Origin of the sequence: Rhizobium sp. K102, from assembly GCF_022385315.1 — a bacterium.
GTDB classification, from domain to species: Bacteria; Pseudomonadota; Alphaproteobacteria; order Rhizobiales; family Rhizobiaceae; genus Rhizobium; species Rhizobium croatiense.
The window spans coordinates 673,487-692,870 of record NZ_CP092436.1 but is presented as its reverse complement, the minus strand read 5'-3'; the positions used below and the strand labels follow the sequence as shown (position 1 = coordinate 692,870).

The 19,384-nt window shown below is 61.8% G+C and carries 18 protein-coding genes and 1 pseudogene; 8 read left to right on the top strand and 11 right to left on the bottom strand.

Going from position 1 to position 19,384, the window contains the following annotated elements; all coding sequences use genetic code 11:
• Positions 1-11 precede the first annotated feature (11 nt).
• Positions 12-359 carry a hypothetical protein gene (locus MHI61_RS09285; RefSeq protein ID WP_239791767.1) on the bottom strand — a complete coding sequence of 116 codons (348 nt, stop codon included), beginning with the start codon at positions 357-359 and terminating at the stop codon, positions 12-14.
• A gap of 251 nt (positions 360-610) precedes the next feature.
• Here MHI61_RS09285 and pncA point away from each other — a divergent pair, with 251 nt between their 5' ends.
• Positions 611-1,237, top strand: coding sequence for a bifunctional nicotinamidase/pyrazinamidase (pncA, locus tag MHI61_RS09280; protein WP_239791766.1), 627 nt, complete (start codon positions 611-613; stop codon positions 1,235-1,237).
• Between the two features lie 12 nt (positions 1,238-1,249).
• On the opposite strand, the pseudogene MHI61_RS09275 reads toward pncA, so the two are convergent.
• Positions 1,250-2,843: pseudogene (locus tag MHI61_RS09275) on the bottom strand (hypothetical protein).
• Between the two features lie 159 nt (positions 2,844-3,002).
• Here MHI61_RS09275 and MHI61_RS09270 point away from each other — a divergent pair.
• Complete coding sequence (locus tag MHI61_RS09270) at positions 3,003-3,668, top strand: dihydrofolate reductase family protein (RefSeq protein ID WP_239791765.1); 666 nt, start codon at positions 3,003-3,005, stop codon at positions 3,666-3,668.
• A 10-nt stretch (positions 3,669-3,678) separates the two neighbouring features.
• On the opposite strand, the gene MHI61_RS09265 is transcribed toward MHI61_RS09270, so the two are convergent.
• Positions 3,679-3,942, bottom strand: coding sequence for a DUF2164 domain-containing protein (locus MHI61_RS09265; protein ID WP_239791764.1), 264 nt, complete (start codon positions 3,940-3,942; stop codon positions 3,679-3,681).
• 133 nt (positions 3,943-4,075) lie between these two features.
• Here MHI61_RS09265 and MHI61_RS09260 point away from each other — a divergent pair, with 133 nt between their 5' ends.
• The gene (locus MHI61_RS09260; RefSeq protein ID WP_239791763.1) at positions 4,076-4,807 is read left to right on the top strand and encodes an AzlC family ABC transporter permease; all 732 of its coding nucleotides are present in this window, start codon (positions 4,076-4,078) and stop codon (positions 4,805-4,807) included.
• A 3-nt stretch (positions 4,808-4,810) separates the two neighbouring features.
• Positions 4,811-5,116: an AzlD family protein gene (locus tag MHI61_RS09255; RefSeq protein WP_064682702.1), complete on the top strand. Its 306-nt coding sequence runs from the start codon at positions 4,811-4,813 to the stop codon at positions 5,114-5,116.
• A 20-nt stretch (positions 5,117-5,136) separates the two neighbouring features.
• On the opposite strand, the gene MHI61_RS09250 is transcribed toward MHI61_RS09255, so the two are convergent.
• Positions 5,137-6,972, bottom strand: coding sequence for an aminopeptidase P family protein (locus MHI61_RS09250; protein ID WP_239791762.1), 1,836 nt, complete (start codon positions 6,970-6,972; stop codon positions 5,137-5,139).
• 278 nt (positions 6,973-7,250) lie between these two features.
• Between MHI61_RS09250 and MHI61_RS09245 the strand changes: the two genes are divergently transcribed.
• Positions 7,251-7,424, top strand: a complete 174-nt coding sequence (locus tag MHI61_RS09245; RefSeq protein WP_010031974.1) for a hypothetical protein — start codon at positions 7,251-7,253, stop codon at positions 7,422-7,424.
• 399 nt (positions 7,425-7,823) lie between these two features.
• Here MHI61_RS09245 and MHI61_RS09240 read toward each other — a convergent pair whose 3' ends face one another.
• Both MHI61_RS09240 and MHI61_RS09235 read right to left on the bottom strand, forming a co-directional pair.
• Positions 7,824-8,702: a 50S ribosomal protein L11 methyltransferase gene (locus tag MHI61_RS09240; RefSeq protein ID WP_239791761.1), complete on the bottom strand. Its 879-nt coding sequence runs from the start codon at positions 8,700-8,702 to the stop codon at positions 7,824-7,826.
• A gap of 54 nt (positions 8,703-8,756) precedes the next feature.
• Entirely contained in the window at positions 8,757-9,359 is a 603-nt protein-coding gene (locus tag MHI61_RS09235; protein ID WP_239791760.1) for an SCO family protein, read from the bottom strand.
• A 390-nt stretch (positions 9,360-9,749) separates the two neighbouring features.
• On the opposite strand from MHI61_RS09235, the gene MHI61_RS09230 reads away from it, so the two are divergent.
• Entirely contained in the window at positions 9,750-11,714 is a 1,965-nt protein-coding gene (locus MHI61_RS09230) for a HAMP domain-containing methyl-accepting chemotaxis protein (RefSeq protein ID WP_239791759.1), read from the top strand.
• A gap of 2 nt (positions 11,715-11,716) precedes the next feature.
• Positions 11,717-12,184: a chemotaxis protein CheW gene (locus MHI61_RS09225; protein WP_004668786.1), complete on the top strand. Its 468-nt coding sequence runs from the start codon at positions 11,717-11,719 to the stop codon at positions 12,182-12,184.
• A gap of 309 nt (positions 12,185-12,493) precedes the next feature.
• Here the strand turns inward: MHI61_RS09225 and MHI61_RS09220 are convergent, their stop codons facing one another.
• Positions 12,494-12,988, bottom strand: a complete 495-nt coding sequence (locus MHI61_RS09220) for a CreA family protein (RefSeq protein WP_097604935.1) — start codon at positions 12,986-12,988, stop codon at positions 12,494-12,496.
• Positions 12,989-13,095: 107 nt separating this feature from the next.
• Positions 13,096-13,686 carry a 3'-5' exonuclease gene (locus MHI61_RS09215; RefSeq protein ID WP_239791758.1) on the bottom strand — a complete coding sequence of 197 codons (591 nt, stop codon included), beginning with the start codon at positions 13,684-13,686 and terminating at the stop codon, positions 13,096-13,098.
• Between the two features lie 283 nt (positions 13,687-13,969).
• Between MHI61_RS09215 and MHI61_RS09210 the strand changes: the two genes are divergently transcribed.
• A complete protein-coding gene (locus tag MHI61_RS09210; protein ID WP_239791757.1) occupies positions 13,970-14,506 on the top strand; it encodes a GNAT family N-acetyltransferase in 537 nt (178 codons plus the stop codon).
• 32 nt (positions 14,507-14,538) lie between these two features.
• Here the strand turns inward: MHI61_RS09210 and ligA are convergent, their stop codons facing one another.
• The 3 genes from ligA to recN all read right to left on the bottom strand — a co-directional run bounded on the left by ligA (position 14,539) and on the right by recN (position 19,380).
• Positions 14,539-16,695, bottom strand: coding sequence for an NAD-dependent DNA ligase LigA (gene ligA, locus MHI61_RS09205; protein WP_239791756.1), 2,157 nt, complete (start codon positions 16,693-16,695; stop codon positions 14,539-14,541).
• Between the two features lie 397 nt (positions 16,696-17,092).
• Positions 17,093-17,620 carry a DUF6886 family protein gene (locus MHI61_RS09200; RefSeq protein WP_239791755.1) on the bottom strand — a complete coding sequence of 176 codons (528 nt, stop codon included), beginning with the start codon at positions 17,618-17,620 and terminating at the stop codon, positions 17,093-17,095.
• A gap of 86 nt (positions 17,621-17,706) precedes the next feature.
• Positions 17,707-19,380 carry a DNA repair protein RecN gene (gene recN, locus MHI61_RS09195; protein WP_239791754.1) on the bottom strand — a complete coding sequence of 558 codons (1,674 nt, stop codon included), beginning with the start codon at positions 19,378-19,380 and terminating at the stop codon, positions 17,707-17,709.
• Positions 19,381-19,384 lie beyond the last annotated feature (4 nt).

Here is a 19,384-nt window from a genome sequence, read left to right as displayed (position 1 = left end):
CGCAGGAACAGTCATCCGAACATCCGCATACTGCTGAGCCCGAGGATGTCGTTCAGCAGGGCGATCCCCATTCCGATGGCGACGATCGACAGCCCGATCAGGAACAGCTGGCGCGCCCGGTCGTATTTGACGGCGAGCAGCGAGTCTCGCGCCAGAAGATCGGCAAACACCTTCACCTGAATGGCGATGCCGACGGTCAGGAATGCCATCGGCAGCAGATCGACGCGGCTCCAGTCATTCGGGTTGGAAACCCACAGACTGATGAAGTTGAGCGAGAAACCAAGAATGATTCCGGTTGCCGTTAACGATCCGTTGCGGAAGGTTGCATCGATCTTTTCATCTGTCTGGGGTTCGGACATGGTCTCGGTCTCGGCTTGCTACTGAGGCAAGAAAGGCAGAAATCAGGGCGGCCGGCAAGGCCGGCCTCTTTGCCGGATTACTGGGACGCAACCGCACCTATCGCATTGGTTGCATTAGCAAATTCTTTTTCCGCCGACTGCTACCACCAGTGACAGAATTAACGCTTGCATGCGGGCTCCCGGGAATTCACTAGTTGATGCATCGGTGCACTTGGCATTTGCATAGCAATAACGCGAAGGGATTGGCCTTGATGAAAGCGCTGCTGCTCGTCGATATCCAGAACGGCTTCTGTCCGGGAGGAAACCTGCCGGTGCCGGACGGTGACAAGGTCGTTCCCGTCGCAAACAGGCTGATCGACAGCGGCAAATACGATCTGATCGTCGCCTCCCAGGACTGGCATCCGCCCGGCCACGGCAGCTTCGCCTCCGCCCATCCGGGTGCCGCCCCCTTCAAGATGGGCGAATTGTCCGGCAAACCGCAGGTGATGTGGCCCGACCACTGCATCCAGGGCACGCTCGATGCCGAGCTGCATCCGGAGCTTAAATCCGAAGAAATCGACCTGATCCAGCAGAAGGGCGAGGATCCCAAGATCGACAGCTATTCGGCCTTCCGCGACAATGATCGAGACGCTTCGACCGGCCTTTCCGATTTCCTCCAAGATCAGGGGGTGACCGATCTCGACGTCTGCGGTCTGGCGACCGATTACTGCGTCAAGTTCTCCGCGCTCGACGCGCTGGAGATGATGCCGGGCGTGCGCGTACGCTTCATCGAGGACGCAAGCCGCGGTATCACCCCTGAAGGCGTCGCCGCTGCCATCGACGAGATGCGGGCGCATGGCATCGCCGCGATCAACAGTGCGGATGCCTTGCGCGAATGAACCGCCGATCTTTTATTTCAACAGATAGGCATCGAATGTCTCATCGCTGCCGGCAACGGGGCCGAAACGCTTGACGAGGGTCGTCTCGCTCCGGAATGCGGAAATCTCTTCCGGCGTCAGAGACAGCAGCCAGCTGTAACTTTCGCGCAATGAGACGGGCGCGGCAATTCGGTCAAGCCGCTGTGAGAGAAGAATGACGATGGGTGCGTCCTCGCTCTGCTGCAGTTGCCGCGCCGTCTGCAGTATATCGGCAAGGCTGAGCGAAAGCCGCGCATTGCGGGTATACCGCACGATCGCGCCGAACCGTTGCTCCCGTAGAAGATAGGTGCGATTGGGGATGTAATAGGGCAAGGGCTCCACGAGATAATCGGGATCCGCCATGATGATCGCATCCTTGAGATCCGGGCGCGATTGAATGAACGACCCGAGATCCCGGGCGCGGCTCAGCGGAATGTCGGTGAAGAGGAACTGATGGACCTTTTCGATACCGGAGGCGACCTGCAGCGCCAGCAATATCATGAAGCACAGACGCCCGATCTTGACGACGCCACCGACTGACTCGACACCGGCAATGCCCGCGGCTGCGAACCGGGAGCGGCTGACCAAGGCAATCATGCCGATCATGAAGACCAGCCATAGGGCCTGATGTCTGTAGCTACCTGGGTAGACAAGCGTAAAAAGCAACGAAAACCCTCAGGAGAACCGATGCGGCCGCGAACATCGCCGGCCGCCGATTGGCCAGTCCAAGCAGACTGCCATAGATGAGCACCGCCATCAGCGAGGCGAAAACCCGAGCAAGCGATGGATCGGCCACGACCAGCCGAAGGATCCTGTCGGGGTAGAACTCCATGAAATAGGAACTCGCCCCGGCAAAGGCATAAAGGACCAGCGGGGCGAAATTCTTGCCTGCGAGATCGTTTTGCCCGGCATCGTTGAAAGTGGGATAGACTGTCATCACGCACAGAACAACGCCGACCGCGGCAATGGCTGCGGCCGTCGCAAAGGCCCGATATGCCGACAGAGAAGGTGTTGGACGCGCCAGGACCAGATCGAAAAACCAGTAGGCAAGAAAGCCGCCGACCAGCACGACAGAGTGGACGTTGGTATTTGCCAGCAAGGCAAACAACAGGCCGAGCACCATACCGTTGCGCATTCCCCTCTCCCAGCTCAGGACGATAAGGAAGACCAAAAGCATGCTGACGCCGTAATTTCGCGACATCGCGGCGTAGTCGAAAACCGAAAAGCTGCTGAACAACGACAGCAGCATGATCGATCGCGGCAGTTCAAGCCTGAAAACAAGAAGGTAGGCCGAGGCGGCCGCGATCGTCAGCGCGACGATTTTCAGGACGAAGGGAGAGCCGACGACAAGATGAGCGGCGCGCAACAGGATATACCAGAGTGCCGGATGACCTTCGCCATGCATCTGGCGAAGCATATCGATGAAACTCTCCCCCTGAAGGGCGAGCGACAAGGCGCGAACCTCATCGCGCCACACGGTTTCTGACCAGCAAAGCGCGGATGCCAGCGCAAACCACACCACAAAGATCAACGTCTTGCCGAGCGTCGTGGATCGAGGTTCATCGATTTTGGAGACAATAACAGCCAAGGGAAGCAACCCGGTCATCGAAAATGCCGTGACCATAGCGGCGCCCCGATAATTTGACGTTAAGGTGAAATATTCTCGCCGGATTGATGCGTCCGGTGTCGGTTCGGCTTATATCGATCCGTCCTTGCTTCTGAACGAACCAAACATGGGAGTTGAGAGATGAGAAAGCTTGTGACTGCGGCCTTCGTGAGTCTCGACGGCGTTATGCAGGCGCCCGGCGCGCCCGAGGAAGATCCGACCGGCGGCTTCAAACTTGGCGGCTGGACCGTCAATTACTGGGACGAGCCGATGGGGGAGTTCATGGACGGGATCTTTACCGATCCCTTCGCTCTGCTGCTCGGCCGCAAGACCTACGAAATCTTCGCCGCGCACTGGCCCTTTGTCGGCCAAGACGACCCCATCGGAAGGGTCTTCAATGCTGCAACCAAATATGTCGCGACGACATCACAAGAGCCGCTCAGCTGGGAAAATTCCGTTCCGCTGCGCGGCGATGCCGTCGCCGAAATCGCCCGGCTGAAGCAGGAGGACGGTCCCGACCTGCTGACGCAGGGCAGCAGCGAACTGCTGCAAACGCTGCTGGCGCACGACCTGATCGACGAACTCCGGCTCCTGACCTTCCCGCTCATCCTCGGCCCCGGCAAGCGCCTGTTCGGCGCGGGTGCCACACCGGCAGCGCTGAAGCTCACCGCCAACTCGGTATCGACGACCGGCGTCATCATGAGCGTCTATCAGCGCGCCGGCGAGGTCAAACCCGGCAGCTTCGCGATGCAGGAGCCCTCGCAGGCCGAACTGGCGCGCCGGGAGCGGATGAAGCGCGAGGGGTGAAGCGGGCCGCTCAGGCGCCCTCGGCCTTGTTCTTCTCGTCACGCTCGAGCAGATAGATGTCCTCGGCGAGGTCCTCCATCTTCTTCGAAAGGGCGGCGTGCGCATCGCGAAGACCCTGATTGTAATAGTGAGCACCGATCTCCTCGGCGAAGAAATCGAGCAGGAACTCCGCCGGCAGCGCGCCGATCGGCTGGTCGAGTTCCGTTTCGAAATAGCGGCGGATGCGCGAGATGATCGCCGCTTTCGCTTCCTTGGTAAATTCGATCTTCTTCATGGGCACCCTCTCCGCCGGTTGCGATCAGCACGTTGATGCTTCAGCAAAATCGATTGATCAATCAACGAAATTCAATTGCCGTGGCAATCCGCAGATCATAAGGGAAAGCTGAATTTCCAACAGGATCACCCAGATGAATCGCGCCGACTTTGTTGAAGGTGTGCGGGGCGGCTCCGCCGTTGCGCTGGCGTCGGCACCCTTCGGTGCGCTGTTCGGAGCGCTCGCGGTCGAAAACGGCATGTCGCTTTCCGAAGCCGCCTTCATGAGCGCCACCGTCTATGCCGGCGCCAGCCAGATGGTCGGCATCGAGCTCTTCGGCCACAATGTCCACGCCTGGCTGATCGTGCTGTCGATCCTCGCCGTCAATTTTCGCCATGTTCTCTATTCGGCGGCGCTGGCGCGCTATATCGGCCATTTCACGCCGGTGCAGAAATTCTTCACCTTCTTCCTGCTCGTCGATCCGCAATTTGCCGAAGCGGTGAAGCGCAGCGAGGCCGGCAAACCGCTGACCTTCGCCTGGTATTTCGGCTTCGGCATTATCATCTACATTCCCTGGGTGCTGATCAGCGTCATCGGCGGCATGCTCGGCGGCTTCATCGGCGATCCGAAGGCGATCGGCCTCGATATCCTGCTGCCGGCCTATTTCCTCGGCATCGTCCTCGGCTTCCGCAAGCGCGATAATTTCCTGCCCGTAGCACTCGTCAGCGCCGTCGCTTCGGTGCTCGCCTATCGCTATGTCGGCTCGCCCTGGCATGTGAGCCTCGGCGCTGCCGCCGGCATCGTGCTTGCCGCCCTGCTGCCATTGGCGCCGCAAGAGCCCGCTCTTGAAGCGGACGCTCTTCAATCCGAAGTGCACGAGGTCTGAGCCATGGAATTCGATCTTCACATGGCGCTCGTCATCCTCGCCGCCGCTGCCGCCACCTTCGCCACCCGCATCGGCGGCTACATCCTCATCACCCGGATGAAGAGCATTCCGCCGCGCATGGAGGCGGCGCTGAATGCCGTCCCGGCGGCCGTGCTGACGACGCTGGTGGCTCCCGCCTTCTTCATCGGCGGCTGGGATTCGAAGCTGGCGCTGATCGTCGCCCTCTTCGTCGGCCTGCGCGTCTCCCATAGCTGGATGCTTGTCGCCGCCTGGGTTGTCGTAATGATCTGGCGCCACGCAGGCGTTTAGCGCCGCCGGCATGGCCCCTCCTAATATTCCAGCGGCAGCGTCGCGTTTTCGAGCCACGCCCTGACATCGTGATCGTGGATCAGCGGCATCAGCGCCTCGCGCGTGCGGCGGTGATAATCATTGAACCAGTGCAGCTCGTCATGGGTCAGCAGCTCGGGGATGACGAGGCTACGGTCGATCGGGCAGAAGGTCAGCGTCTCGAAGCCGAGCATGGCCATGTCGCCGCCCTCGATCTCCTCGGCCCCGCGCACATAGATCAGGTTCTCGATGCGGATGCCGAAGCTGCCCGGCCGGTAATAACCCGGCTCGTTCGAAAGGATCATGCCGGGCAGCAGCTCCTGCGTCGAAAGCCTGGAGATGCGCTGCGGCCCCTCATGTACCGAGAGGTAGGAGCCGACGCCGTGGCCCGTGCCATGCGCGAAATCGGCCCCTGCCCGCCACAGCGCGATGCGGGCCAGCGGGTCGAGATCGCAGCCGCGTGTGCCCTTCGGAAAACGCGCCGTGCTGATCTGGATCATGCCCTTCAGCACCAGCGTGAAGAAGCGGCGATGCTCTTCCGAAACCGCCCCGATACCGACTGTGCGGGTGATGTCGGTCGTGCCGTTGATATATTGCGCGCCGGAATCGATCAGGAAGAGTTCGCCGGCCTCGATTATCCGGTTGGTCTCGGTCGTCACGCGGTAATGCATGATCGCCGCATGTTCGCCCGCCCCCGAAATCGTATCGAAGGAAATGTCCTTCAGCGGGTTCTGCATGCTTTGGCCGACGCGGGCACGCGCCGCTTCGAGCCGCTCTGTCGCTGCGATCTCGCTCACCGTGCCGGGTTTTTCCTGCGACAGCCAATAAAGGAATTCCACCATCGCCGCGCCGTCCTGCAGATGCGCGGCGGCCGAGCCGTTGATTTCGACGTCGTTCTTCACCGCGCGCGGCAGTTTGGCGGGGTCGATACCCTCCACGGCCTCTCCGCCCGCCTTGCGAATGACCTCGGCAAGCGCATAGGAAGCGATATCGGGATCGATCAGCACACGGCCGCCATCCCTGGAAACAGCGGCGAGCCGCTCTTCCAGAGCCGAAGGCGGCAGCTGGGTGCAGATCTGCCCGAGATAGGCCTCCGGTTCGATGCCGGTCTTGCGCTTGTCGAGAAAAAGTTCGGCCCGCCCGTCGGCATGGATGATGGCCCGCGCCAGCGGATGCGGCGTGTGCGGCACGTCGGCGCCGCGGATGTTGAAGATCCAGGCGGCCGACGACGGATCCGCGATTAGCACCGCCGCGAGCTCCTTCTTCGAAAGATTGGCAGCGATCGTAGCGATCTTCTCGCTCGCCAGCACTCCGGCCTGGGCGACATTCTGGATGGTCACGGCGCCGAGCGGCTCGGCCGGCCGGTCGTTCCACAGCCTGTCGAGCGGATTGTGCGGCAGGAAGACGAGGCTGCCGCCGATCTCTGAAAGCGCCCTTTCCAGACGGCGCACTTCGGCACCCGCATGCAGCCATGGATCGATGCCGAGCCGCAGCCCCTTGCCGCCGTTTGCGGCAAGCCAGACATGCGGCGGCTCGTTGACGAGATCGCCGCCCGAAAACACCGAACCGTCGACCTGTTCGGCAAGCTGCGTCACATAGCGGCCGTCGACGAAGACGATCGCCTGCGTGCGCAGGATCAGCGCAACACCTGCCGAACCGGTGAAGCCGGTCAGCCATGCCAGGCGCTCGGAGCAGGCGGGAACATATTCGCCGTTGAATTCGTCGGCGCGCGGCACCAGGAAGGCGTCGATGCCGAGCGAATCGAAAGTGGCGCGCAACGCCGAAACCCGATCCTTGCCGAAGTGCGGCGTGGAGGTGACCTCGAAAGACTGGAACATGCTGGAAACCCGAATGATTGAAACGAATCCGGTTAATGGGATGCCGGCCATGTTAGCGAAATTTCAATCGATGGGGAGAAAAAGCGTCGAAACGACTCGAAGTCGCTGCAGGCGCCCAATATTTTGACAGAACTGTGACGCCAAAAGTTAATTTGGCACGCTTTATGCATTGGCCGCATGGCTCCCATGAGCAAAACCCTCTGCCTCCGCATTTCAGAATAGCTATATAGGCGCCATCGAACGGTTCGGACGAACCAGCAACCAAAGGATTTTTTGAAATGACCGCCTCTCTCTCGCGCTTCGCATACAGCAGCCCGGTGCAGGCTGGCGAACGCCAGACCGTGCGTCACGTGATCGGCGCCCGCCGCCCGCAGAGCGAAGACAGCCTCAAGCTGCTCGGCGCCGGCCAGCGCGTCACGCGCCACCAGGGCGCCCCCAGCTACGCGTTCTAAGCCTGAAAGCCCGTCCGTCTCCTCCCTCCCGGACCGGCCTATTGGAATGCAGTAGAGCCCGCTCGAGCGCTCCTCCTCCTTCGAGCTCGCGGGCATTGGCCGGATAGACCGGTCCAAGGCGGTGCCAACGGCACCGCCTTTTTTGTTTGAACGCCCAAAAGCGGCTCCATTTCGATGGAGCGCAAACCTCTCCCCTCCCTCATTCCTGTGCTCGTCACAGGAATCCAGTGCGCCCAAGTCCTTGGGCGCGGGCGACTCTCTCCAAAATATGATGAGTCATTCACCGCGCGGACGCGCGGTGGCTGGATTCCTGTGACAGGCACAGGAATGAGGGAGAAGGAGGAAAGCCAGCGCCCTAAGCAAGCGTGCAGCAGGCCGAGCCCCTTACCTAAGCAGAACTCAAGACCGATCCAAATGGATCGTCACCCAGCCGTTCCGCCAGATGGTCCTAACGTGCCGGAGCCTCGCACCGCTATAGGCGGCAATTACCTTCCATCGCTGCGCGGCCAGAATCCCCGACAGGATCACCGACCCGCCGGGCGCAAGGTGGGCGGCGAGCTGCGGCGCCATCCGGATCAGCGGCCGGGCAAGGATGTTGGCGATGATGAGATCAAAGGGACCATGCTCGGAAAAAGCAGTCGAATGAAAACCTGGTGCGGTTCTGGTCGCGATGCCCGAGGCAATACCGTTACGGCGGACGTTTTCGGCGGCGACCCGTGTGGCGATCGGGTCGATGTCGGTGGCGAGCACCGGTATGTTCTTGAGCTTGCGCACGGCGATCGCCAGCACGCCGCTGCCGGTACCGAGGTCGAGTGCGTTGCGGACGCGGCGCGACCGGACGACGCGATCGATCACCTCCAGGCAGCCGGCCGTCGTGCCGTGATGGCCGGTGCCGAAAGCCTGGCCGGCATCGATCTCGATGGCGATGTCGCCGGGACGGACCTTGTCGCGGTCATGCGAGCCGTGCACCAGAAAGCGCCCTGCCCTGACGGGCTTCAGCCCCTCTAGCGACTTCACCACCCAATCGACGTCGGGAATGACCTCCCGCAGCAGCTCAGCATCAGGAAAGGGGCTTTTCAGCGCCGTCTCGACACGGGAGCGCACCTGCGCCTCGTCCTCTGCCATCATGTAGACGGAGGCTTCCCAGATATCCCTCTTCTCATCGACCTCGGTGGTGCCGATGGCAAAATCTTCTTCGCCGAAGACCTCGCTTAGAAGGTCGAGAATCTGTTCGGCCTTGCTCTCGGTCGTCGATACGTAAAGGCGGATTTCACTCACGATAGGCGGTCTTTCCCGTTTCCGTTGCCCGCCACCGGTTGGGCCAGCGCCCTATCACCCCTTGCGGACGAGATTCTCCAGCTTCTTTACCGCCGTGTCCGGGTTTTCGCCATAGGCGATCGTTCCCGAAAACCGCCCGGCCGAATCGAGCAGGAAAACCGAGGCGGTGTGATCCATCGTATAGTCGCCATTCGGATCCTTCTCGTCGACCGGCACCTTCTTGGCGTAGACGCGGAAACCCTTGATGACCTCGGCGATCTTTTCAGGCGGACCCGAAATGCCAGTGATCCGCTTGGAAACGTTGGAAACATACTCGTTTATGATTTCGGGCGTGTCGCGTTCCGGATCGACGGTGACGAAATAGGCCTGCAGTTTGTCACCCTTGGGATCGACCTTATCCATCCAGCCGTTCAGCTCGAACAGCGTGGTCGGGCAGACTTCGGGGCAATGGGTGAAGCCGAAGAACAGCGCCGTCGGCTTGCCGCGCAACGCCTGCTCGGTGATCGGCTGCCCGCTTTGGGAAACGAGCGTGAAAGGCACGCCGAAGGGAGCCTCCGCCACCACATCTTTCGATTTGTCGAGATTGAGCGTGGCCCAGCCGAGAATTCCGGCCAGCATCAGAACGCCGATCCAGATGGCGATGCGGAATGTCTTCATTGGCACGATCCTCGATCCGAGGCGGGTATGTCCGCCTGCCCTTGCCCCGCCTGATATAGTCTCGATCGGACGCGCGCAATTCAACAATATGTTTTCTGACCCGTGATTAATTGTCCCACCCACTGGGGCCGTCCGCAACGGGAGATCCACCGATCAGCATCGGAGACGGGGCGAAAAACATCATTTTTTCCAGTACCTTGCCGGAGCAGCCTACCGGCAAGCTCAAGATAAATATCGTTAGGAAAGACTTAAGCCGTCATATCTATATTTGGTAATGCGTGCGGCGCTCTCTGCCGTTCTGACATGATGTCTGCCGAGCGGCAAAAAAACCCCGGACCTCCGCATGAAATGAGGGAAACACGAATCCGAGCGGTTTGTGAGGGGTATTTCATGACCAATTCAGCAGTGCGCAAGAGCCTGTCAGTCAGCCAGCGGCTTTGGACGCTCGGCGGTGCGGCTTTCATCGGTTTCGGAACGATGCTCGGCGTCGGCTGGTATGAGAACATGCGGGTCGACACCGCCTTGCACCGCGCCACAGAGATCCAGGCAAGCGTCAATCATCTCGCCGACATGCGGCTTGCAAACCTGACAATGGTTTTGGCTGCTATGGACATCATCGTCGACAAGGACAGCAAGGTCGTCGAACCTGCACGCATCAAACTGATCGGCGATTCACTGACCGCTCTGTCCAGCGGCTCGAAGGAAATGCGCCTTCTCGCAGGTGAAATGCATGACGACGGCCTGTTGAAGAGCTATGACGCCGATGTCGCCGCAATCGGCAAGGCAATACGGGTCGATCTGATCACGCTGGTTCAACAGGGGGCCTCCGACGCGGAGTTCGACAAGATCGACGATGCGATCGACGGCGCCGGCGAAGAGCTGACCAAGACGCTCGACAAACTCGCCGCGGACGGAACCCTTTTTGCCAAGCAGCATGTCGAGCTCGCCAATGCCGTGTCGCGGGAGGCCCTCGTCCTGCAGGTCGGCCTCGGTGTCTTGGCTATCCTCACCATGGGCGTCCTGCAATATGTCCACGGCGGCTCGATCCGCCGCGGCATCGGTGCCGTTCGGGAAAGCATGCAGCGCATCATGAGCGGCGATCTTGCCAGCGAGGTTCCGGAAAAGACCCGCGGCGACGAAATCGGCGAAATGGCTCGCGCCGCTGACGGCTTCCGCCTCGCCGCCATCGAAAAGCGTGACCTTGAAGCCCAGAACCAAACCGACCGGCAGCGCAGCGATGCCGAGCACCGCGCCCGCGAAGCCGCCAAGCTTGCCGACGCAGAGGCCTTGAACGCCGCCGTCGCCGCTCTCGGTGCCGGCCTCACCCGCCTGTCGGGCGGCGACGTGACCGTTACGATCGACCAGCCGTTCCGCGAAGAACTCGACCGTCTGCGCCTGGACTTCAACCAGACGACGGCGACGCTGCGCAAGGCGATGGGCGATATTGCCCTCAACAGCAGCTCGATCGAAGCCAACAGCCGCCAGATGCGCGCCGCAGCCGACGATCTCGCCAAGCGCACCGAGCAGCAGGCCGCTTCGCTGGAAGAGACCTCGGCCGCCCTCGACCAGATCACCGCCACCGTCCGCAATGCGACCAACCGCGCCGAGGAAGTCGGCCACATGGTTTCGCATACCCGTGAGAATACCGCGAAATCGGACATCGTCGTCGGTGATGCGATGGCCGCGATGGAACGGATAGAAGGTGCCTCCCGCGAAATCGGCAAGATCATCAACGTCATCGACGAAATCGCTTTCCAGACGAACCTGCTGGCGCTCAACGCCGGCGTCGAGGCGGCGCGTGCCGGCGAGGCCGGCAAGGGCTTCGCCGTCGTTGCCCAGGAAGTGCGCGAACTCGCCGGCCGTGCCGCGGGTGCGGCCAAGGATATCAAGGCTCTGATCGGAAAATCCGGCGAGGAAGTGAAGATCGGCGGCGAACTGGTGACGGCCGCCGGTGAAGCGCTTCGCCAGATCGGCGAAGATGTTCTGCGCATCGACGAACACGTTAAATCAATCGTAACCTCTGCGCGCGAACAATCGGTCGGATTGAACGAAATCAATACATCGATCAGTCAGATGGATCAGGTCACGCAGAAGAACGCGGCCATGGTGGAAGAGACGAACGCCGCAAGCCACACGCTCGCCATCGACGCGGAAAACCTGACGCAGTTGATCAAGCAGTTCAAGACCGGCGAGGGCATGACGGCCCGGCAAACGCCGCGAGAGGCAACCGCCGCCTCGCATTCGAGACCTTCTCCCGCGCGCAGCCTGATCGGCAAGGTCGCGGGCGCATTCAACGGCGGTTCTGCCGCCAAAGTCATCGCCTCTCCCGCCGGGGACAACTGGGAAGAATTCTGACCATGAACAACAACGCCATCAAGCAGTCTGGCGCCTATCTCGAAATCGTTTCGTTCCACCTGGGTGATCAGGAATTCTGCATCGACATCATGGCCATCCGCGAAATCCGCGGCTGGGCGCCGGTGACGCCGATGCCGCATACTCCGCCTTACGTGCTGGGCCTCATCAACCTGCGCGGCGCGGTGATCCCGGTCATCGACATGGCCTGCCGCCTCGGCATGAAGATGACCGAGCCTTCCGAGCGCTCGGCGATCATCGTCACCGATATCGCCGGCAAGCTGGTCGGTCTGCTGGTCGAGCAGGTTTCCGACATGATGACCATCAAGAGCGAAGACCTGCAGCCGCCGCCGGAAATCATCCCGGAAGCCCAGCGCGCCTTCTGCCGCGGCATCGTCGCACTCGAGAAGACCATGGTCTGCTTCCTCAACCTCGATACCGTCATCGCCGACGAACTGAACCAGGCGGCTTGATATCGCTCCATTCTGGTGTTGGAAGGCCCGGTTTGTCCGGGCCTTTTTCGTTAAAAAGACCGATTGCCGCCAATCTTTACAAGCGGCGCAGCACACCTGCTCCTTCCTCATCTCTGTCCTCGGGCTCCGACCCGAGGGATGTCACAGAGATCCAGCCACCGCGCGTCCGCGCGGTAAATGACTCACTTGCAGCAGATAAAAGAGTCTCTTGCGCCCAAGGACTTGGGCGCGCTGGATTCCTGTGACGGGCACAGGAATGAGGGCGAGGAGGAGGCAACGACCTGCCCAAAATCGAACGCTACCCCCGCCTTATTGCGGCTTCCCATTCTTCCAGGTCACGTTCTGCCCATAGAGCGGAATCGTCGAAATCGACATCTTCGCCGAGCCATCCGTCAGCTCCCTGGAATGGGCGAGATAGATCAACGTGTCGTTCGCCTTGTCATAGATGCGGTTGACGACCAGCGTCTTCCAGATCAGCGACATACCTTGGCGGAACACTTCGCTGCCGTCTTTGGACAGGTCGATATTGCCGACCTCGATCGGTCCGGTCTGCCGGCAGGCGATGGAATTGTTGGACGGATCTTCGAACCAGTTGCCTTTCTTGAACCTGTCGATCAGGCTGCGGTCGAAATAGGTGACATGGCAGGTGACTCCCTTGACCTCGGGATCGGAGACTGCCTCGACGATGATGTCGTTGCCGATCCAGTCAACCCCGACCTTGCCGACGACTTCAGCCGGAGCGGCGCCCGCCGAGACTGCGAGGAATGACAGGGTGGCGAGGAAAAGATTGCGCGGCTTGGACATGGCTGCTCCCTGGGAGCGCCGCGCGTCCGACGGACGTGCCAAAAGCGCTCCATCGCTTGATTTGCCGCATTCTAGATAAGTGCGCACCCATGCTTTGCAAGAAAGGCTCAGGCCTTTCGGCAGGTGCAGGGGGCATAGCCGCCCGCCGTCAGCCGCCCCGGCGTCATGCCGATCAGGGCCGGGATCGCCTCGACGGCTTTCGCCTTGACTGCCTTCGCCATCTCGATCGCCGCCGCCGCGCAGACCGCGGCATCCTCGGCGGCGTTGTGGTGCATGAAGCGCAGGCCGAGATGCTCGGCGATCAGGTTCAGCCGGTGCGAGAGAAAGTGCGGCCAGATCCGCTGCGCCATCTTCAGGCTACAGAGATAGGTCAATTCGGGATAGGATTGCCGGTAGAGATCGAGGCTTGCCCGCCAGACGCTGAAATCGAAAGCGGCATTATGCGCAATCATCGTCGCGCCCCTGAAATCGTCATGGAACTCATCCATCACCTCGGGAAACTCCGGCGCGTCCTCGACATCTTCCGGCCGGATACCGTGGATCGCGATATTCATCCCGGAAAAGCGCATATCGCGCGGCCGGATCAGCCGCTCCTCGACGCGTGTCACCCTGCCCTGCTCGATCCAGGCAAGGCCGACGGAACAGGCGCTGCCGCGCTGCTCGTTCGCCGTCTCGAAGTCAATTGCGATCGTCTTCAATGCCGCATCCGAATCGTTTCACCAACCACAGGGGAATAGCGCTCGGCTTGCGGCGGTGCAAATCACCCACGCGCGTCGGTTGACATTTCACGACAGATATCCAAAATTGCTACCCATGATCGGTTCCGTGACCATGGCAGCGCTTATCCATCACACCACGACCCTTGAAGGGTATGCGGGAGCAATGGCGCGTTAACAGCGACCCGTTCATCCCGAAACCCTGCCGAGGCGAGCAGGGTTTTCGGAAACCGGCTCTCCTCCTGAAACCAACGGAGAGCACCCAATGTCCGAAAATGATGAGAATGAGCCCCGCGACCGAGCGCGCCTGCCGGATGGGGTCGTCGTGCGCGCCGTCCGCCTTTCCGACGCGGAAGAAATGACCGATCTCATGAATTTGCCGGGCTACCGGGCCGGCACGCTGAGGCCGCCATACCAAACGATCGAAGAGGTTCGCAAGCGCATGGAAAATCCCTCGCCGGGCGCGCTCAATCTCGTCGTCACCCTGAACGGCAAGATCGTCGGCAATTGCGGCCTTAACCGCCTCGGTGGCCGCCGGCAGCACGTCGCCAGCGTCGGCATGGGCGTGCATGACGATTTCACCGGCCGCGGTTTCGGCCGCATCCTGCTCGGCGCCATGATCGAGGCCGCCGACGACTGGCTTGACGTCAAGCGGCTGGAACTGACCGTCTATACCGACAACGACGCCGCGATCGGCCTCTATGAGAAATTCGGCTTCGAGCGAGAAGGCCTGCTGAGGGCCTTCGGCTTTCGATCGGGAGAGTATGTCGACGCCTATACCATGGCGCGGTTGAGACCTTGAACGAACCAGGCTGACGGCCCGCCGTCAGCCTCTCACCCGCTGATCAGCGCTAGCCACTCGTCCTCATCCATGGTCTGCACGCCGAGTTCGCGCGCCTTGTCGAGCTTGGAGCCGGCGCCGGGACCGGCGACGACGATGTCGGTCTTCTTCGAGACCGATCCCGCCACCTTGGCGCCGAGACTTTCGGCCCTCGCTTTCGCCTCGTCACGGGTGAATTTTTCCAGCGAGCCGGTGAAGACCACCGTCTTGCCGGCGACCGGGCTTCCTGCCGTCACCGGCTGTTCAGCCTCTTGCGGCGTCACTTCGTCGAGCAGGCGGCCGATCACCTCGACATTGCGCGGCTCCTTGTAGAATTCGACCATGGCGCGCGCCACGACCTCGCCGATACCCTCGATGGCGTTGAGATCGTTCCAGGCGTCGCCGGAAAGCGGTGCGGCTTCCTTCATCGCCGTCGCAAAGGCTTCGTAGGTGCCGTAGGAGCGCGCCAGCAGCTTCGCTGTGGTCTCGCCGACATGACGGATGCCGAGCGCATAGATGAAGCGGTGAAGCGCAATGCTGCGCCGCTCGTTGATCGCTGCATAGAGCTTGCCGACACTGACTTTACCGAAGCCGTCGATGTTCTCCAGCTTGGTCAGCGAGTCCTGCTGCCGTTTCTCCAGCGTGAAGATCTCGGGCGCCGTACGGATTTGCAGCGACGTATCCTCGTTTTCAAAAAAGAAGTCGACCTGCTTGGAGCCAAGCCCCTCGATATCGAAGGCGTTACGCGAGACGAAGTGCTTCAGATGCTCCGTCGCCTGCGCCCGGCAGATGAAGCCGCCGGTGCAGCGGCGCACCGAATCCATCTTGCCGGTCTTCTCGTTGACCTCGCGCACGGCATGCGAGCCGCAGACCGGGCAGGCCTTCGGAAACTCGTATGAGCGGGCATCGGCGGCGCGTTTTTCCATCACCACGTCGAGAATCTGCGGAATGACGTCGCCGGCACGCTGGACGATGACCGTATCGCCCTCGCGGATGTCGTGTTCCTCCGGCCGGATGCGCTCGCCGCTATTGCCGATGCCCTTGATGTAATCCTCGTTGTGCAGCGTCGCATTGGTGACGACCACACCGCCGACCGTGATCGGCTTCAGCCGCGCCACCGGCGTCAGTGCGCCGGTGCGGCCGACCTGGATTTCGATCTTCTCGACCTCGGTGAAGGCCTGCTCGGCCGGAAACTTGTGCGCCGTCGCCCAGCGCGGCGAACGCGAGCGGAAGCCGAGGCGCTGCTGCAGTTCGAGGCTGTCGACCTTATAGACGACGCCATCGATGTCGTAATCGAGGTCCGGCCGCTCAAGGCCGATCTCGTCATAATGGGCCAGAATGTCGGCGACCGAATTCAGCCGCTTCATCAACGGGTTTACGGGAAAGCCCCAGTCCTTGAAGGTCTGCACCATGTCGAACTGGGTGTCGGCGGGCATCTCCGCCATCTCGCCCCAGGCATAGGCAAAAAACTTCAGCTTGCGGCTGGCCGTCACCTTGGCGTCGAGCTGGCGCAGCGATCCGGCGGCCGTATTGCGCGGGTTGACGTAGGTCTGCTTACCCTCCGCCTCCATCTGCCGGTTGAGCGCCAGGAAGTCGCTCTTGGCCATATAAACCTCGCCGCGGATCTCCACCACGACAGGAACGCCCTTCGGCAGCTCGTTGGGGATCTCGGCGATGGTGCGGATGTTGGCGGTGACGTTCTCCCCGGTCGTGCCGTCGCCGCGCGTAGCGGCTGTTACCAGCCTGCCGTTCTCGTAACGAATCGACATCGACAGACCGTCGATCTTCGGCTCCGCGGTAAAGGCGATCGATTGGTCCGGCAGGCGGCCGAGGAAGCGATAGACGCCGGCGACGAAATCCTGCACGTCCTCCTGCGAAAACGTGTTGTCGAGCGACAGCATCGGCCGCGCATGAACGACCGGCGAGAAGGTGACGGAAGGAGCGGCTCCGACATGCCGCGACGGGCTGTCCTCGCGGATCAGCTCGGGAAACCGCGCCTCCAGCGCATCGTTGCGGCGCTTCAGCGCGTCGTAATCGGCATCCGATATCTCCGGCCGGTCCTTGCCGTGGTAGAGCGCATCGTGATGCGCGATTTCCTTTGCCAGCCGCTCAAGCTCGGCGGCAGCCTCTTCGATCGTCAACGCGTCGACGGCGGAACCTTCGATGGACATACAACCTCACTCCAGGGAATCTGGCCAGAAAATCTGCATTGTTTTTAGAGCAAAATTTCCGGATGAAAAGAGAGGCCGGATATGCTGCATGCCGGATGGCGCCGGCTATCGGACAGGGCCGCCCACCTCTCCGCCCTCATCCCTGTGCTCGTCACAGGGATCCAGCCACGGCGCGTCTGAGCCGTGAACGACCGTCATACAGGCAAGAAGTCCCTCGCGCGCCCAAGGACTTGGGTGCGCTGGATCCCTGTGACGAGCACGGGGATGAGGGAGATTGGGGTCAGCGTTCGCGCCAAATTCATACCTCTGGGACGCTTGTCATGGCCTCCGGCCCGGCGATCGACGAGCGCCACCTTTAGCGCCGGCAGGAAACACTACAGCTCGCCGCCTTACCGGCCTATTCCCAGTCTCGCGCATTGCGCAGCCGAATGCCGCTGACATGCAGGCCGGTGTTCCAGAGGTCCTTCAACGGCCGCAGGTTATCGACCACCCGGAGATCCACCTTACGTGGCGCAAACTCCTGGTCGAGCTGCGACATGGCGGTCCGCTTGACGGGAACGACGCGTCTGCTGGACACCCACATGCCTGCATCCTTAAGCTCTTCGAAGCCGTCGGACGCCATTTCATAGCGGTGGATCCTCTCCGCCTCGAGCCTTTCCAGCCAATGACGCTCGACGAAGGCAACGGCGCGCCAATCACCGAGCCAGCGCCGCCGTTCGGCCTCCGGCGTATCCGGCGTCCCCCACAGTAGGATACGCGGACAGTCTCGCGGAAAGAGGTACATAAAGTCATGATCGCCATCGATCGCCCAGACGAGCGGGCCATTCAGCCATTCCCGGCCAACCGGGCGAACCGAGGGAATGAGAACAGGACGCGGCTCGAACACCGCGATATCAGGATCGTCGCTGAAATGGAAAAGGCGCATGGCAACGGATCACGTCGGATGGGGAAGATGCGAATAGCGCGAAGCGCGGTGCTTGTCACGCCACAGCCTTAAATCGGGTTAGGCGATTAGCCGTTGCCGGCAAGCAGCCGCTTGGCGGCCGCCCTCGCCTCTTCGGTCACCGAAGCGCCGGCCAGCATGCGGGCGATCTCCTCGGTGCGGTCCGTCTGCGCCATCGTCGCCACCCGCGTGGCGATCTTTTCCGAACCGTCGGTTGTCGGCCCCTTGGAGATCAACAGATGCGTTGCCGCCCTTGCCGCAACCTGCGGCGCATGGGTGACCGACAGCACCTGGACACGATCGGAGAGCCGCTTCAGCCGCTGGCCGATCGCATCGGCCACCGCACCGCCGACGCCGGTATCGATTTCGTCGAAGACAAGCGTCGGCGCCGATCCGCGATCGGCGAGCGCCACCTTCAGCGCCAGCAGGAAACGCGACAGCTCACCGCCCGAAGCGACCTTCATGATCGAGCCTGGCCGCGTGCCCGGATTGGTCTGCACGTGGAACTCGACGACGTCGATGCCTTCGGCCAGCGCCTCCTGCGCATCGGTCGTGATCTCGACCATGAAACGGGCGCGTTCGAGCTTCAGTGCCGGCAGCTCGGCCATCACGGCCGCGGCCAGCGCCGTGCCGGCATGATGGCGCTTGTCGGAGAGCGCGCGCGCCGCGGTATCGTAATTCTCCCGCGCCAGGCCGACCTCGGCTTCCAGCCGCGCAAGCTTCTCTTCGCCCGCATCGAGATCGGCAAGATCGGCGATCATGCGGACGGCCAGCGCCGGCAGCTCGGTGACCGGCACGGAATATTTGCGCGAAGCGGCCCGGAGCGCGAAAAGCCGCTCCTCCACCCGCTCCAGCTCGCGCGGATCATATTCGGTCTTGCGTAGCGCCGCCTCGACTTCCATCTGGGCGTTGGAAAGCTGATCGAGCGCGGCATCGAGCAACGTCACGGTGTCTTCGAGCAGTCCCGGCGCCTCATGGCTCTTGCGCTCCAGCCGGCGTACCAGCGAGGCGATATGGGGCACCGGCGAGGCATTGCCGTTCAGGAATTCGGAGGCTTCGGCGATGTCGCCGGCGATCCGCTCGGCCTTCATCATCTTCTGCCTGCTTTCGGCGAGTTCGTCCTCCTCACTGTCCTGCGGCGAGAGTTTCTCGAGCTCTTCGACGGAGGAGCGCAGATAGTCGGCCTCGCGCGCCGCGCTTTCCACCTTCTCGCGGTGCTTCTTCAGCGTCCGCTCGCTGTCGCGCCACAGACGATACAGCCGGGAGACTTCTGCAACTTCATCGGTCAGTCCGCCGAAGGCATCGAGAAGGGTACGATGGGCGTTGGTATCGACCAGGGCGCGATCGTCGTGCTGGCCATGGATCTCGACCAGCATCTGGCCGGCCTGGCGCATCAGTTGCACGCTGACCGGCTGGTCGTTGACATAGGCCTTGGTGCGCCCGTCCGCCGATTGCTGGCGGCGGAAGATCAGATCACCCTCGTCGTCGATGCCGTTTTCACGCAGCAGCGCACGGGCGCCGTGATCCATGCCGACGTCGAACACGGCCGTCACCTGGCCCTTGTCTTCGCCATGGCGCACCAGGCCGCCGTCGCCACGCCCGCCGAGCGCCAGCGAAAGACTGTCGAGCAGGATGGATTTGCCCGCCCCGGTCTCACCCGTCAGCACGGAAAGGCCGGTCTCGAAGGCAAGATCCAGCCGCTCGATCAGGACGATATCGCGGATCGAAAGCTGGATCAGCATTGGA

What these genes read in the sequence shown, in the direction of transcription:
- MHI61_RS09255 (WP_064682702.1), top strand. Translation starts at nt 4,811, where the DNA reads ATGGAATTCGATCTTCACATGGCGCTCGTCATCCTCGCCGCCGCTGCC.
- ligA (WP_239791756.1), bottom strand. Translation starts at nt 16,695, where the DNA reads ATGTCCATCGAAGGTTCCGCCGTCGACGCGTTGACGATCGAAGAGGCT.
- MHI61_RS09220 (WP_097604935.1), bottom strand. Translation starts at nt 12,988, where the DNA reads ATGTCCAAGCCGCGCAATCTTTTCCTCGCCACCCTGTCATTCCTCGCA.
- MHI61_RS09210 (WP_239791757.1), top strand. Translation starts at nt 13,970, where the DNA reads ATGTCCGAAAATGATGAGAATGAGCCCCGCGACCGAGCGCGCCTGCCG.
- pncA (WP_239791766.1), top strand. Translation starts at nt 611, where the DNA reads ATGAAAGCGCTGCTGCTCGTCGATATCCAGAACGGCTTCTGTCCGGGA.
- MHI61_RS09225 (WP_004668786.1), top strand. Translation starts at nt 11,717, where the DNA reads ATGAACAACAACGCCATCAAGCAGTCTGGCGCCTATCTCGAAATCGTT.
- MHI61_RS09250 (WP_239791762.1), bottom strand. Translation starts at nt 6,972, where the DNA reads ATGTTCCAGTCTTTCGAGGTCACCTCCACGCCGCACTTCGGCAAGGAT.
- MHI61_RS09265 (WP_239791764.1), bottom strand. Translation starts at nt 3,942, where the DNA reads ATGAAGAAGATCGAATTTACCAAGGAAGCGAAAGCGGCGATCATCTCG.
- MHI61_RS09230 (WP_239791759.1), top strand. Translation starts at nt 9,750, where the DNA reads ATGACCAATTCAGCAGTGCGCAAGAGCCTGTCAGTCAGCCAGCGGCTT.
- recN (WP_239791754.1), bottom strand. Translation starts at nt 19,380, where the DNA reads ATGCTGATCCAGCTTTCGATCCGCGATATCGTCCTGATCGAGCGGCTG.
- MHI61_RS09200 (WP_239791755.1), bottom strand. Translation starts at nt 17,620, where the DNA reads ATGCGCCTTTTCCATTTCAGCGACGATCCTGATATCGCGGTGTTCGAG.
- MHI61_RS09270 (WP_239791765.1), top strand. Translation starts at nt 3,003, where the DNA reads ATGAGAAAGCTTGTGACTGCGGCCTTCGTGAGTCTCGACGGCGTTATG.
- MHI61_RS09245 (WP_010031974.1), top strand. Translation starts at nt 7,251, where the DNA reads ATGACCGCCTCTCTCTCGCGCTTCGCATACAGCAGCCCGGTGCAGGCT.
- MHI61_RS09285 (WP_239791767.1), bottom strand. Translation starts at nt 359, where the DNA reads ATGTCCGAACCCCAGACAGATGAAAAGATCGATGCAACCTTCCGCAAC.
- MHI61_RS09235 (WP_239791760.1), bottom strand. Translation starts at nt 9,359, where the DNA reads ATGAAGACATTCCGCATCGCCATCTGGATCGGCGTTCTGATGCTGGCC.
- MHI61_RS09260 (WP_239791763.1), top strand. Translation starts at nt 4,076, where the DNA reads ATGAATCGCGCCGACTTTGTTGAAGGTGTGCGGGGCGGCTCCGCCGTT.